A 13,972-nucleotide genomic window follows, 5' to 3' on the forward strand; every position below is an offset into this window, starting at 1 on the left:
CGCCTCGATGCGGTCGAGCAGGGCCGCGAAGTTCGGGCTCGCGTCATGCATGGCCGCGCGGGGTGTGGCCGGATCAGCTGTGCTCTCCGGCGATGTAGTGCTGGAGCTGCTCGATGATGAAACTCTGCTCCGAAATGATGCCCTTGACGATGTCGCCGATCGAGATCAGCCCGACCAGCTTGCCGTTGTCCAGCACCGGCAGGTGACGCACCCGGCTTTCGGTCATGAGCGCCATGCATTCCTCGCTGGTCTGGCTCGGCCGCACGTAGATCACGGCGGTGGTCATCACGTCGCGCAGAGGCGTGTCCTTGGAGGAACGCGCCATCAGCACGACCTTGCGCGCATAGTCGCGCTCGGTCACGACGCCCACGATGCGTTCTCCCTCCATGACCAGCAGCGCACCGACGTTTTTTTCGGCCATCAGCTTGACGGCGTCGAAGACCGTCGCCGACGGCGCGATCGAGTGCACCGTCGAGCTGCCCTTGGCCTTGAGAATCTCAGCCACTGTTTTCATGCTTTCGTCCTCCGGGATGGCAAGCGCTTCCATTCTGCGCGGCCCGCACGGCGCTCACAAGCCAATGCATCGCCGGCGATGCCGGGATTACGACGGGAGTGCTACTTTCAGTTCAGGACGTTGTGCCCGAATGACCGAGCCCTGCCACCAGCCGCGGCAGCAGCTCCTCGGCCGCCCCCCGCAACACGGCGCTGGCGGAAGCGTCGAGGTGCAGCGGCTCCATGTTGAGCGTGATGAGCCGGCCGCCCGCCGACAGCGCCGCAAGCGGCAGCTCGGCCGCCGGATAGACGACCGCGGTGCTGCCGACCACGATGAAGACGTCGCACGCCTGCGCGGCCGTGCTGGCATCCAGCAGCACGCCCTGGTTGAGCATCTCGCCGAACATCACGACATCGGGCCGCGCGCGAGAGCCGCAGCGCTTGCAGCGGTTGAGCAGCCACGGGCCGCGGCGGTTGCCGCAATGGTCGCAGCGCCAGCGCCGCAGCGAGCCATGGAGCTCGAGGACATCCAGGCAGCCCGCGACGGTCAACAACCCGTCGACGTTCTGCGTGATGAGCCGCGTCGCCGGGCGCAGCCGCTGGAGCTGTGCCAGCGCCAGATGGCCGGGATTGGGCCGCGCACTTTCGACGACCGCGAGCCGCTCTGCCCAGAACCTGGAGAACCCCGCCGGATCGCGCGCGAGATCGTCCGCATGCGAATACTGCAGCGCGTTCTGGCTCGTCCAGAGGCCATCGGCATCGCGGTAGGTCGGGATGCCGGAGGCCTTCGACAGCCCCGCCCCCGAGAGGACGACGATGCGCCGGGCCTCGCGCAGCAACTCAATGGCGGTCGCGATCGGTTCACGGCTTTCGGTCATCGCTCGATTCAGGGCATCCGGCAGGGCCGTGATTCTTGCACGCGGCGCGCGTGGTCGATCGCCGAAAATGCGCGGCGCTGCGGGCAGGTGCTGCGCGGGCCGGCGGCACAATCCGCACCCGCGTCATTTCAACGATTTCAACCGCGAACAGGAAAGGGAAGACCATGCAAGCAAGCCAGCCAGACTGCGACGTCCTCGTGATCGGCGGAGGTCCCGCGGGCTCGACGATGTCCACGCTGCTGGCACGGCAGGGCCGCCGCGTCGTGATGCTCGAGAAGGACCATCACCCGCGTTTCCACATCGGCGAATCGCTCTTGCCCGGCAATGTGGAGCTCTTCGAGAAACTCGGCGTGCGCGAGGAGGTCGACAGGATCGGCATGCCCAAGTTCGGCATCGAGTTCGTGCCGCCCGACCTCGACTACCGCAGCTACGTCGACTTCTCCGAAGGCTGGGACCCGCGCAAGGATTCGGCCTGGCAGGTGCGGCGTTCGGAGCTCGACGAGCTGCTCTTCCGAAACGCGGCCAAACAGGGCGCGGTGACGCTCGAAGGCGCCCGTGTCCGGCAGGTGGATTTCGACGACGGCGGCGCGACGGTGCACGCCACGCTCGAAGACGGCACCCGCCGCAGCTGGCGCACGCGCTTCGTGGTCGATGCGAGCGGGCGCGACACGGTGCTCGCCAACAAGCTCAAGAGCAAGCACAAGAATCCCGACCACAACAGCACGGCGCTCTTCGGCCACTTCCGCAACGCGCGCCGGCTCGAAGGCAAGCGCGAGGGCAACATCAGCATCTGCTGGTTCGAACACGGCTGGTTCTGGTTCATCCCGCTCGCCGACGGCACCACCAGCGTGGGCGCGGTGTGCTGGGCCTACTACCTGAAGGCGCGCGACAAGCCGCTCAAGGACTACTTCTTCGACACCATCGCGATGTGCCCCGAGTTGCACGACCGACTCAGGGACGCCACGCTGGTGGACGACATGGTGCACGCCACCGGCAATTTCTCCTACTCCAGCACGCACGCGACCGGCGACCGCTACCTGATGGTGGGCGACGCCTTCACCTTCATCGATCCGATGTTCTCCTCGGGCGTGTTCCTCGCGATGCAGAGCGCGTTCGACGGCGCGAAGCTGGTGGAGACCGCGCTCGACCGTCCCGCCGAGCTGCCTGCGGCGCGCAAGGCGATTGAAAAGCGCATGCGCGTCGGGCCGCGCGACTATTCGTGGTTCATCTACCGGGTGACCAACCCGACGATCCGCGACATGTTCATGCACCCGAACAATGTCTTCAACGCCAAGCAGGGGCTGATGTCGCTGCTGGCCGCCGACATCCACCACGGGCCGGCTTACCGGCGGTCGCTGTTCATGTTCAAGGTGCTCTATTACTTCATCTCGATCGTGAACTGGCGCCGCACCGTGGGCGGCTGGAAGCGGCACCGCTTCAACATCCGCGACATGGGCCCGCTGCGCGGCGAGACCGTCCTCAGGAACGAGTGACCCGCGGCAGGGCATGGTTAGGGGGATAACGCGATGAGTCAGCGGCAAGTCAGTCGATAACATTGCCGTCCACCTGCTGACTCCATTCGCATTCGGAGAGACTATGAAGAGACTGTTCGCCTTCGCGGCGATCGCCGCGGCCGTCGCCGGCGTCCATGCCCAGGACTTCCCTGGTTCCAAGACCATCACCATGGTGGTGCCATTCGCCGCCGGCGGCCCGACCGACCGCGTGGCCCGCGACTTGGCCGAAGCGCTGCGCAAGCCCCTGGGCGGCGCCACCATCGTGATCGACAACGTGCCGGGCGCCGGCAGCTCGATCGGCGCCGCCAAGGTCGCGCGCGCGGCACCGGACGGCTATACGCTGCTGCTCAACCACATCGGCATGTCCACCATTCCGACGCTGGTGCGCAATGTGCCCTTCAAGGTCGAGACCGACTTCGAGTACCTCGGCATCGTGAACGACGTGCCGATGACGCTGATCTCGCGGCCCAACCTGCCGGCCAACAACTACAAGGAACTGTCCGCCTGGATTGCGGCCAACAAGGGCAAGATCAACCTGGGCAACGCGGGCGTGGGCTCGGCCTCGCACCTGTGCGGCCTGCTCTTCCAGAGCGCCACCAAGACCGAGATGACGCCCGTGCCATACAAGGGCACCGCGCCGGCCATCACCGACCTGATGGGCGGCCAGATCGACCTCTTGTGCGACCAGACCACCAACACCTCGCCGCATATCGAGGGCAAGAAGGTGAAGGCCTTCGCGGTGACCACGTCCAAGCGGCTCACCACCCCGCTGCTGAAAGACTTGCCCACGCTGCAGGAAGCCGGCCTGAAGGACTTCCAGGTCACGATCTGGCACGGCCTCTATGCGCCGAAGGGCACCCCGCCGGCCGTCACCAAGAAGCTCAACGATGCGCTGAAAGCGGCCCTGAAGGACCCCGAGTTCATCAAGCGGCAGGAAAGTCTGGGCGCCGTGGTCGCCAATGACGGCCGCATCGAGCCCGAAGGACACAAGAAGTTCGTGGCGGCGGAGATTGCGAAGTGGAGCCCGATCATCAAGGCTGCGGGCGTTTATGCGGATTGATTGACCACCCCCAAGGAGGTTTCGCTAACAAGAAAAGGCCCCTCACGGGGCCTTTTCTGTTTGGGCTGATGCCTACTTCGGGCGTATCGCGTCCGCAGTCCCTTGAATGAAAGCTTTCAGCTTGTCGACGTCTTCCTGCGTGAGCTTGCCCGTAAAGTCGGGCATGCCGCGCTGCATCGCCGGGCCCTTGAAGAGCGACTTGTCGAGGTTCTCGATGAAAGCCGGGTCCATGTAGCCGAGGTTCGGGATGTTGCCGCCGCGGTCGACGCCGGGCACGCCATGGCAGAAGACGCAGTTGCTCACGTAGAGCATCGTGCCGGCCTCGACCTTCGCGGGGTCGTACTTCACGCCCTGCAGCAGCTTGCCCATGCGGTACTCGACGAATGCCGGCTTCGGCGCGTTGCCGCCGATCGCGAAGGTGTAGACAGTGCCCGGCCCCTGCCGCTCGGTGGCGCGCTGCGCGAGGCCGTAGACGCCGCCCCAGCCGACCGCGACCGAGACGTACTGCTTGCCGTCGACCATGTAGGTGGCGGGCGCCGCGACGACGCCGGTGCCGGTCGGCGTCTCCCAGAGCTTCTCGCCGGTCTTGGCGTTGTAGGCGACGAGGCGCCCGTCCGCCGTGCCCTGAAACACGAGGTTGCCGGCGGTGGTGAGCGTGCCGCCGTTCCACGGCGAAACGTAGTCGACGCTCCATGCCGCCTTCTGGGCGATCGGGTCCCAGGCGACGAGCCGGCCCATCGGCTTGCTCTCGGGCGGCTGCACGTTGGCGAACTTGGCGAGGTTCCAGCCCAGCGCCGCATGCGGGCGGCCGGGGGCGTTCTCGTTGAACTTCCAGTCCTTGTCGTCCATGAGGTTGATCGGCACGTGCTGCGCCGGCAGGTAGGCGTACCCGGTCTGCGGATTGAAGGACATCGGATGCCAGTTGTGCGCGCCGAACGGACCCGGGATGGTGTCGTTGGGCTTGGTGCCGTCGCGCGCCGCGGCGACCTCGATCGGCCGGCCGTTCTTGTCATAGCCCGTGGCCCAGTTCACGTCGACGAAGTTCTTGGCGGAGATGAACTTGCCGTTGGTCCGGTCGACGACGAAGAAGAAGCCGTTCTTCGGGGCATGGAGGATCACCTTGCGCGGCTTGCCGTCGAGCTTAACGTCGGCCAGGATCATCGACTGGGTCGAGGTGTAGTCCCAGTTGTCGCCCGGCGTTTCCTGGTAGTGCCACACGTATTTGCCGGTGTCGGGATTGAGCGCGACGATCGACGCCGGTAGAGGTTGTCGCCGCCCTTCGGGCTGCGCTGGCTGCGCGCCCATGGCGAGCCGTTGCCCGTGCCGACGTACAGCAGGTTGAGATCGGGGTCGAACGCGAGCGAATCCCAGGGCGTTCCGCCGCCGCCCGATTCCCAGTACTTGTTGCTCGGGTCCCAGGTCTTCGCGGCCTTGGCCATCGATGCGTCTTCGTAGGGCTTGGACGGATCGCCGGGCACCACGAACCAGCGCCACTTCTGCTCGCCCGAGGCGGCGTCGTAGGCCGTGATGTAGCCGCGCACGCCGTACTCCGCGCCGCCGTTGCCGATGAGCACCTTGCCCTTGACCACGCGCGGCGCACCGGTGATGGTGTACGAGCGCGCATGGTCGATGACCGTGTCCTTCTCCCAGACCACCTTGCCGGTGGCCGCATCCAGCGCGATCAGGCGGCCGTCGAACGCGCCCACGTACACCTTGCCCTGGTAGATCGCCACGCCGCGGTTGACCACGTCGCAGCAGCCCTTGAAGCCCTTGGCACGATCGACCTTCGGATCGAAGGTCCAGAGCTGCCTGCCGGTGCGGGCGTCGATCGCATGCACTACGCTCCACGAGGCAGTGACGTACATGATGCCGTCCACCACCAGCGGCGTGGCCTCGACGCCGCGCGTCGATTGCAGGTCGTAGGACCACACGAGGCCGAGGTCCTTCACGTTGGCCGCGTTGACCTGGTCGAGCTTGCTGAAGCGCGTCTCGGCGTAGTCGAGCCCGTAGCTCGGCCAGTCAGGCGTCTTCGCGGCATTGGCGCGGATGAAGCCCCCGTCCACCTTCTGCGTCGCGGCCTTGATGTGCTCCGGAGATCCCTTCGCGGGCTGGGCCACGGCTGCAGCGGCTCCCAGGCACAGCAATGCGCCCAGCGCCAGCGGGGCGTGAGTCTTGGTCATCGTGTCGTCTCCAGTCGTTGTGGCCGAAGAATGGTCCGCCGGCGCGCTTTGTTCACCCTCGGGATTTCCCTAGACCCCGACTGTTCCATTGCGGAACAGATTCGGCATCTTTCCCCACTCTGGAGACGGAAGTGTCCTTGTCGACGCGCAACCCGGCGGGTGGCCCCCGACAGCTTTTCGCAAGGTCGCCCGCGGAGCGCGTGGCGCTCGCGCGGCAGCAGTTCTTCGAGGAGGGCGTGCGTCCTTCGGGGCTCGTGGGCGAAGCGGTCATCCAGTCGTGGATGCGCTGCACCCGCATCCACGCCGACCGGCAGCGCGTCATCGCCTTCGATGCGGTGACGCCGAGCCGGCTGCACGCCACGATGGGCCGCAACCGCGAATTGCTCGACGCCGCGCGGCAGGAACTCGTCGGCATGGAAAGCTCTCTCTCCGGCACCGACTGCCGCGTGCTGCTGACCGACGGACAGGGCGTGATCGTGCACGTCACGCAGCATCCGGGGACGGTGGAGCAACCGATCCTGCGCAAGACCGCGCGCATCGGCGTCAACATCGCCGAAAGCGTGGTGGGCACCACCGCGCCCGGCATCGTCGCGACCACCGGGCAGGCCTGCACCGTCGATGGCGCCGAGCACTATTTCGAGTACCTGCACCACATGCAATGCGCGGCCGCGCCGATCCGCGATGTGCGCGGACAACTCGCGGGCGTGCTCGATCTCACCGTGGAGGCACGCCGCTTCGGCTTCGATGCGGCGTCGATGGTCGCGCTCTATGCGACCACGATCGAGAACCGCTTGATGCTCGCGCAATCGCCCGATCGGCTCGTGCTGCGCTTCCAGGCCAGCGCCGCTCTGCTCGGAACGCCGATCGAGGCGCTCGCCGGCATCGCGCCGGACGGCACCGTGGAGTGGCTCAATGCGGCGGGCGCACGACTGATCGGCGGCGTGCCGGAGGCGGGCCCGTGCGATGTCGAGATGCTGTTCGGCCTCGACCTCGCCGCGCTGCTGCGCCTGACGCGCAGGGAAGTCGCGCAGCCGGTGCGTCTCGCGAGCGGGCTCGGCGTGTGGTTGCAGGCGCGGCTGCAGGGGCACGACGGCGTGGACTTCGGCCATGCGGTCGCCATGCCGCTGCCGGATGAGAAGGCCCGAGCGGCGGACGCACCGCCGCAACAGACAGTCGACGCGCCGCCATCAACGCACGGCGGAGACGGAACGCTGCGCGGACACAGCCGCAAACTGATCGATGACACGCTGGCCCTCCATGGCGGCAACATCTCGCACGCCGCGCGCCAGTTGCGCGTGTCGCGCGGCACGCTGTACCGACACCTGAACAGCCTGCGCGAACGCGACGCGGGCTGATGGATTCAGGCCAGCGATTCCGCAGCCGGGCGGACGCGCCGCGCCTGAGCGTCCGTGCGCAAGGGCCGCAGGTATTCGTGCAAGGCCAGTGCGGCAGCGCCGACCGCGGGCGTCCACGCGCCATACCGCGGCGAACGGATCACCGGCGGCGCAAGCCCCGCGCTCTGCGCGTAGCGGGCAACGGTGTCGATCGCGCCGCGAAGGAACTCCGGATGCGCTTCGCACGACTTGCCGCCAACCACCATCGCGCGCGGCTCGAAAGTCACCCAGAGGTTCTGGAGCAGCACGCCGAGATAGCGCGCGGCGCGGCGTGTGTCGCCGCCCGCCTGCTCCAGCGCGCGCGAACTGATGAAAGCCTCGGCGCAGCCCAGGCGACCGCACGAGCACCGCGGCCCGTCGATCTGCAGGACGGTGTGGCCGATCTCGCCGGCCATGCCTTGCGCGCCGATGAAGAGCCGGTCGTTGAGCACGATGCCGGCGCCGACACCGACGTCGCAGCTCACGAAGATCAAGGGGTCCTCGCCCTCGCCGTCCGAGAACTCGAACTCGCCGAGCACCGCCGCATCGGCATCGTTCTGCAGTTGCACCGCCACATCCGGGACCTTTTCGCGCGCGAGCGCCCCGAGAGCTGCGGCAGCAGGTCGACGTCGCGCCAGCCGAGGTTCGGCGCGAAGCGCACCACGCCGGTCGCATCGTGCACCGCTCCCGGCACGCCGACGCCGATGCCCGACAGCCGCAACCCCGATGCGAGCAGATGACGATGGGCGGCCGCGACCATGCGGGCCACCTGCGCGCACACCACCGCAGGCGTGTGATCGGCCAGCGGCTGCGCATCGGAATGCAGCACGTCGCCCTGCAGCGAGACGCACACCACGCGCAGCACCTCGATCGCGATCTCCACGCCGACCAGCGCCCGCACGCCGACGTTGATGTGCAGCGGCGTCGAGGGCCGCCCCATGCCGTCGGCGACCGAAGCGCCCGCCTCTTCGAGCCAGCCGTCGTCGAGCAGCTCGCGCACCAGCAGGCTCACGGTGGACTTGGTCAGCCCGCTTTCCGCCGCCAGCCGCGCACGCGACAGGCCCGGCTGCGCGCGCACCGGGCGCAGCAGCACGCTGCGGTTGATGCGCTTGACCAGTTGCTGGTCGCCCTTGGTCTTCATGCCGCGCCTACGCCGCGTTCATGTCGCGTGCTCGGCCTGCGCCTTGCCGTCGGGACGCTTGCCCGCAATGATCATTCCCAGCACTTCGTCCTCGGTCACGTCCGCGGTGCGGTAGGTGCCGACCAGCCTGCCGTTCTTCATCACCGCGAGCCGGTCGCTCAGGCCGAACACGTCGGGCATGTCGTGCGTGATCAGGAAGATGCCGACGCCATCGGCCTTGAGCTGCTTGACCAGCGCGCCGACCATCGCCGTCTCTTCGGGCCCGAGTGCCGCGCAGGGCTCGTCCATGATCAGGATGCGCGCGTTGAAGTACAGCGCGCGCGAGATCGCCACCACCTGTCGCTGCCCGCCCGACAGCCGCCGCACCGGCACGCGGATGTTGGTGAAGTTCTTGTTGAGGCGCTGGAAGACCTTGCGCGCCTGCCCTTCCATGAAGTGGTCGTCGAGCGTGCGCCAGGGCGTGAGCTTCTCGCGGCCGAGGAAGAGGTTCGCGACCGAATCGAGGTTGTCCGCGAGGGCGAGCGTCTGGTAGATGGTCTCGATGCCCTGCGCCTGCGCTTCGGAGGGCGTTCGGATGTTGACCTTCTCGCCCGCGATCAGCGTGTCGCCCGAATCGATCGGGTACGCGCCTGCGAGCATCTTCATCAGCGTGGACTTGCCCGCGCCGTTGTGCCCGAGCAGCGCGACCACTTCGCCGGGATAGAGATTGACGCTGACGTCGTCCACCGCCTTCACGCCGCCGAAGGCCTTGCGGATGTTGCGCAGTTCGACAAGCGGCGCGCTCAAGATGTTTCTCCGAAGCGTTTGCGATAGAGGACATCGAACACGACGGCCACGATCAGCACCTGCCCGATGATCACCATGCGCTTGCCGATCGCCACGTCGAGCAGCAGCATGCCGCTGTCGAGTGATTGCATGATCAGCGCGCCCAGCACCGAGCCGAGGATCGACCCGCTGCCGCCCGCGAGCGCGGTGCCGCCGATCACGGCCGCGGCGATCACGTAGAGCTCCATGCCGATGCCGAGCGAGTTGGTGCCCGCGTTCAGGCGCGCGATGGAGACGATGGCCGCGATGGTCACCAGCACCGCGAGCAGCGCGAACAGCATCAGCGTCACGCGCTTGACCGGAATGCCCACCAGCGCCGCCGCATCCGGATTGCCGCCCATCGCGAACACGTAGCGCCCGAAGCGCGTGCGGTGCACGATGAACGACAACGTCACCGCGACCGCCGCCCAGATCAGCACCGGGATCGGCATGCCCTGCGGCTCGGTCTTCGAGGCGATCTGGTAGCTGTTCATGACGGCCGCGAAGCCGAGCACGATCACGGCCGGCACCGCAGTGAGCAGGATCTCGATCCACAGCGGCTCGACCGGCATCTCGTGGCGCTGCCGCGCACGGCGCTTCTGCAGCATGCGGGCGAAGAGAACGATGGCGACGAGCACCGCGAGCACCCAGCTCGCGGTCGTGCCGATGCCGCCGTCGTAGCCGCCGCCCAGGCGCTGGAAGAACTCGTCGTTCACCGGTTGCGTCTTGCCGTCCGCCACCAGGAAGGCGGCGCCGCGAAACGACATCAGCCCGCCGAGCGTGACCACGAACGACGGCACGCCCAGCACCGCGGTGAGCCCGCCCTGGTAGAGCGACACCAGCAGCGCCACCGCGAGCCCCGCGAGGCTCGCGGCCGGCCACGACCAGCCTGACGTGTATTGCAGGTACGCCACCAGCACGCCGACGAAGCCCATCACCGAACCGACCGAAAGATCGATGTGGCGGGCCACGATGATCAGCACCATCACCGTCGAGACGATGCCGACCACCGCGGTCTGCTGCGCGATGTTGTAGAGGTTCTCGGGCGACAGGAACACGCCACCCGAGAGCACGTGGAACACGACCGCCATCACCACGAGCAGCACGCCCATGAGCAGCAGCCGGAGGTCGACGCCGGTCCGGCGCCAGAGAGAAGGAGACGATGTCATGGTGTTGAACGGTTAGGCCTCGATGCGTGAAACACCGCGGAACCGGCTGCGCCGGGCCGCTGGTGTTGCCCCCTGCAAGGGGTTGGCGAAGCGACACGCCGTGCGCGCAGCCTGGGGGTGTGCCTCACTTGCAGGCCGCGGGAGCTTTGTCGGCCTGGACGCCCTTGCAGAGCTCGTCCTTCTTGATCCAGCCCGCCTTCACGACCACGTCGAGGTTGTCGCGCGTGATCGGCACCGGCGTGAGCAGGCGCGACGACAGGGGGATCTTCTTCTCGCCGGCGCTCCATTCGGCGGCCTTCTCGACCGGCTTGCCCTGCACCAGCGCGACGGCCGCGGAGGCGGCTTCGCGCCCCAGTTCGCGCGAATCCTTCCACACGGTCACGGTCTGCGTGCCGAGCGCGACGCGGTTGAGCGCGGCGAAGTCCGCGTCCTGCCCCGACACCGGAATGCCCCGGATGCCCTTGGCCGTGAGCGCCGCGACCGCACCGCCCGCCGTGCCGTCGTTCGCGGCCACCACCGCATCGACCTTGTTGCCGACCTTGGTGAGGATCTGCTCCATGTTCTTCTGCGCGACTTCAGGCTTCCAGCCCTCGGTGTATTCGTCGCCGACGATCTTGATGTCGCCCTTCTTGACCGCCTCGTCGATCACCTCCTGCTGGCCCGCGCGCAGGAAATTCGCGTTCGGGTCGGTCGGCGAGCCCTTGATCATCACGTAGTTGCCCTTGGGCTGGAGCTTGTAGACCGCGCGCGCCTGCATGCGGCCGACCTCGACGTTATCGAAGGTGATGTAGAACACCCCGGGCGCTTCGATCAGCCGGTCATAGGCGACCACCGGCACCTTCTGCTTGAGCGCCTTGTTGACGGCGGGGAGGATCGCGTCCTTGTCCATCGCCAGCACGATCAGCGCCTTCGCCCCCTTCGACATCAGGCCATCGATGTCGCCGAGCTGCTTTTCGGGCGAACCGCCGGCGTCGGCGCTGATGTACTTCGCGCCGAGCTTCTCGAGCTGCGCCTTGATCGCGGCCTCGTCGGTCTTCCAGCGCTCTTCCTGGAAGTTGGACCAGCTCACGCCCACCACGGTCTGGGCAGAGGCCCCGATGGCGGTCAGTCCGAAGGCAAGGGAGGTCAGGGTGCGGGCGAGCTTCATGCGGGTCTCCAGGCTTGTGATGGGTTGGTATGGCTCGAAGAAATAGTTAGTTCGAGGGCCGAACTAACTATCGCAGCCCGGCGCCGCGAGCGGCATCGGGACTATCCCTGCGGGTAAATGCGCTACTTCCGGATTGGTCACGGCCGATACGATTTCTGCGCAAATGCATGCCCTGCGCGGGCTGGGGACGATATGGAGACTGCGATTCCGGTGCCCGAGCGCATTGCGCTCTACCGCACGATGGTGCGCATCCGCGCCTTCGAGAACGCCGCCGAGGCGGCCAGCCAGGGCGGCGTGAGCGCCTACGGCCAGCAGGCGGCCGGCGCCGCGAAGGTGCGTGGGCCACTGCACCTCTCGACGGGACAGGAAGCGGTGCCGGCCGGCGTCTGCGCACACCTCGCGGTGGCCGACTACCTCACCTCCACGCACCGCGGCCACGGCCACACGCTCGCGAAGGGCGCGGATCTCGTGCGCATGATGTGCGAGCTGTTCGGCAAGGCGTGCGGCTTCAACGGCGGCAAGGGCGGCTCGATGCACATCGCCGACTTCTCGGTCGGCATGCTCGGCGCCAACGGCGTGGTCGCGGCGGGTCTGCCGATCGCGATCGGCGCGGCGCATGCGCAGAAGCTGCTCAGGAAGGACGCGATCACCGTCTGCTTCTTCGGCGACGGCGCGATCAATCGCGGACCGTTTCTCGAATCGCTCAACTGGGCGCGCGTGTATGGGCTGCCGGTGCTGTTCGTCTGCGAGGACAACCGCTGGAGCGCCACCACCGCGAGTGGCCCGATGACCGCGGGCGACGGCGCCTCGGCGCGTGCGCAGGCGATGGACATCGCGGCCACTCAGGTCGATGGCAACGATGTCTTCGCGGTGCATGCGGCGGCGGGCCGGCTGGTCGCGGAGGTGCGCGCCGGAGGCGGGCCGCGTCTTCTGCACGCGCTCACCTATCGCGTGAAAGGCCACGTCTCGGTGGACCCCGCGGCCTACCGCGATCCAGCCGAGCTCGCGGCCGCGCTCGAAACCGACCCGATCGCGCACGCACGCGCGCTGCTCGCGGACAGCATCGACACCGTCGTGCTCGACACGATCGAGAACGAGGCGCACGCGGAAGTCGAAGCCGCGCTCGCCGCCGCCGATGCCGCGCCCTGGCCCGAGGCCGCCGCCGCCTTCAGCGACGTTCAAACCACCGGAGAAGGTCAGTGGACATGATGGACATGGGCAGCGACGAGGGCGGCGGCCGCGCGGGCTCCGAAGCGATCGTCGAGCTCAGCTACGCCGAAGCCGCCGCGCTCGCGGTGCGGCGCGAGATGGACGCCGACCCGCGCGTCGTGGTGCTCGGCGAAGACGTGGGACGCGGCGGCATCTTCGGTCAGTACAAGGGCTTGCAGCAGGCCTTCGGCAGCGACCGCGTGATCGACACGCCGATCTCCGAAGCCGCGATCATGGGCGCCGGCGTTGGCATGGCGCTCGCGGGGCTGCGGCCTGTGGTCGAGATGCGCGTGGTCGACTTCGCGCTCTGCGGCATGGACGAGCTCGTGAACCAGGCGGCGAAGAACCGCTTCATGTTCGGCGGCCAGGGCCGCGTGCCGCTGGTGGCGCGCATGCCGGGCGGCATCTGGGATGCCTCGGCGGCGCAGCACTCGCAGTCGCTCGAGGCCTGGTTCGCACATCTGCCGGGCGTGGTGGTGGTGTGCCCCTCGACGCCGCAGGACAACCACGCGCTGATGCGCGCCGCGCTGCGCTGCGGCGATCCGGTGGTCTACATCGAGCACAAGACGTTGTGGGGCACGCGGGGGCCGGTGGATGCTTCGCTGGAGGTTCCGCTCGGCAAGGCCGCGCACGTGCGCCGCGGCAGCGCGCTGACGATGGTGAGCTGGAGCCGGCAGCTGCAAGCATGCGTCGCCGCGTGCGACACGCTGGCCGCCGAGGGCCTCGACGTCGATCTGATCGACCTGCGCACGCTCTGGCCGTGGGACCGCGAGGCGGTGCTCGCGTCCTGCGCGCGCACGGGCCGACTGCTCGTGGCCCACGAGGCGGTGCAGGCCGCCGGCTTCGGCGCGGAGATCGCCGCGACAGCAGCGGAAGCGACCGGCTGCCGCATCGCGCGCCTCGGTGCGCCGCGCATCCCGGTCGGCTATGCGCCGGTGCTCGAAGCGCAATCGCGCGTGAGCGCGGAGCGCATCGCGCAGGTCGCGCGTTCGCTGCGCGAATGAC

Annotated in this window: 12 protein-coding genes and 1 pseudogene; 5 read left to right on the forward strand and 8 right to left on the reverse strand. The window is 68.0% G+C overall.

Going from position 1 to position 13,972, the window contains the following annotated elements; genetic code table 11:
• Positions 1-73: 73 nt before the first annotated feature.
• Positions 74-514 carry a CBS domain-containing protein gene (locus ACQ858_RS19355; RefSeq protein WP_431274194.1) on the reverse strand — a complete coding sequence of 147 codons (441 nt, stop codon included), beginning with the start codon at positions 512-514 and terminating at the stop codon, positions 74-76.
• 112 nt (positions 515-626) lie between these two features.
• On the reverse strand, positions 627-1,370 hold the full coding sequence (locus ACQ858_RS19360) for an SIR2 family NAD-dependent protein deacylase (RefSeq protein WP_431274195.1): 744 nt from the start codon (positions 1,368-1,370) through the stop codon (positions 627-629).
• A gap of 164 nt (positions 1,371-1,534) precedes the next feature.
• Between ACQ858_RS19360 and ACQ858_RS19365 the strand changes: the two genes are divergently transcribed.
• Together ACQ858_RS19365 and ACQ858_RS19370 are read left to right on the forward strand one after the other, a co-directional pair.
• Positions 1,535-2,863: an NAD(P)/FAD-dependent oxidoreductase gene (locus tag ACQ858_RS19365; RefSeq protein WP_431274196.1), complete on the forward strand. Its 1,329-nt coding sequence runs from the start codon at positions 1,535-1,537 to the stop codon at positions 2,861-2,863.
• A 103-nt stretch (positions 2,864-2,966) separates the two neighbouring features.
• The gene (locus tag ACQ858_RS19370; protein ID WP_431274197.1) at positions 2,967-3,944 is read left to right on the forward strand and encodes a tripartite tricarboxylate transporter substrate-binding protein; all 978 of its coding nucleotides are present in this window, start codon (positions 2,967-2,969) and stop codon (positions 3,942-3,944) included.
• A 72-nt stretch (positions 3,945-4,016) separates the two neighbouring features.
• Here ACQ858_RS19370 and ACQ858_RS19375 read toward each other — a convergent pair.
• Positions 4,017-6,124 (reverse strand): annotated as a pseudogene (locus tag ACQ858_RS19375) (PQQ-dependent dehydrogenase, methanol/ethanol family).
• Positions 6,125-6,255: 131 nt separating this feature from the next.
• Here ACQ858_RS19375 and ACQ858_RS19380 point away from each other — a divergent pair.
• On the forward strand, positions 6,256-7,479 hold the full coding sequence (locus ACQ858_RS19380) for a helix-turn-helix domain-containing protein (protein ID WP_431274198.1): 1,224 nt from the start codon (positions 6,256-6,258) through the stop codon (positions 7,477-7,479).
• A gap of 5 nt (positions 7,480-7,484) precedes the next feature.
• Here ACQ858_RS19380 and ACQ858_RS19385 read toward each other — a convergent pair whose 3' ends face one another.
• From ACQ858_RS19385 to xylF, 5 genes are all read right to left on the reverse strand, one after another.
• Entirely contained in the window at positions 7,485-8,066 is a 582-nt protein-coding gene (locus ACQ858_RS19385) for an ROK family protein (RefSeq protein WP_431274199.1), read from the reverse strand.
• Positions 7,988-8,638 carry an ROK family transcriptional regulator gene (locus tag ACQ858_RS19390; RefSeq protein ID WP_431274200.1) on the reverse strand — a complete coding sequence of 217 codons (651 nt, stop codon included), beginning with the start codon at positions 8,636-8,638 and terminating at the stop codon, positions 7,988-7,990. Before ACQ858_RS19390 ends, ACQ858_RS19385 begins: the two co-directional genes overlap by 79 nt.
• A gap of 18 nt (positions 8,639-8,656) precedes the next feature.
• Positions 8,657-9,424 (reverse strand): ATP-binding cassette domain-containing protein, encoded by a 768-nt coding sequence (locus ACQ858_RS19395; protein ID WP_431274201.1) that lies wholly within the window; start codon positions 9,422-9,424, stop codon positions 8,657-8,659.
• Positions 9,421-10,611, reverse strand: coding sequence for a sugar ABC transporter permease (locus ACQ858_RS19400; protein WP_431274202.1), 1,191 nt, complete (start codon positions 10,609-10,611; stop codon positions 9,421-9,423). Before ACQ858_RS19400 ends, ACQ858_RS19395 begins: the two co-directional genes overlap by 4 nt.
• Before the next feature lie 124 nt (positions 10,612-10,735).
• Entirely contained in the window at positions 10,736-11,758 is a 1,023-nt protein-coding gene (gene xylF, locus ACQ858_RS19405; RefSeq protein ID WP_431274203.1) for a D-xylose ABC transporter substrate-binding protein, read from the reverse strand.
• A 192-nt stretch (positions 11,759-11,950) separates the two neighbouring features.
• On the opposite strand from xylF, the gene ACQ858_RS19410 reads away from it, so the two are divergent.
• Entirely contained in the window at positions 11,951-12,967 is a 1,017-nt protein-coding gene (locus tag ACQ858_RS19410; RefSeq protein WP_431274204.1) for a thiamine pyrophosphate-dependent dehydrogenase E1 component subunit alpha, read from the forward strand.
• Positions 12,964-13,971: an alpha-ketoacid dehydrogenase subunit beta gene (locus ACQ858_RS19415; RefSeq protein WP_431276904.1), complete on the forward strand. Its 1,008-nt coding sequence runs from the start codon at positions 12,964-12,966 to the stop codon at positions 13,969-13,971. Before ACQ858_RS19410 ends, ACQ858_RS19415 begins: the two co-directional genes overlap by 4 nt.
• Position 13,972 lies beyond the last annotated feature (1 nt).

This window comes from Variovorax ureilyticus (assembly GCF_050632185.1).
Classification (GTDB): domain Bacteria; phylum Pseudomonadota; class Gammaproteobacteria; order Burkholderiales; family Burkholderiaceae_C; genus Variovorax; species Variovorax ureilyticus_A.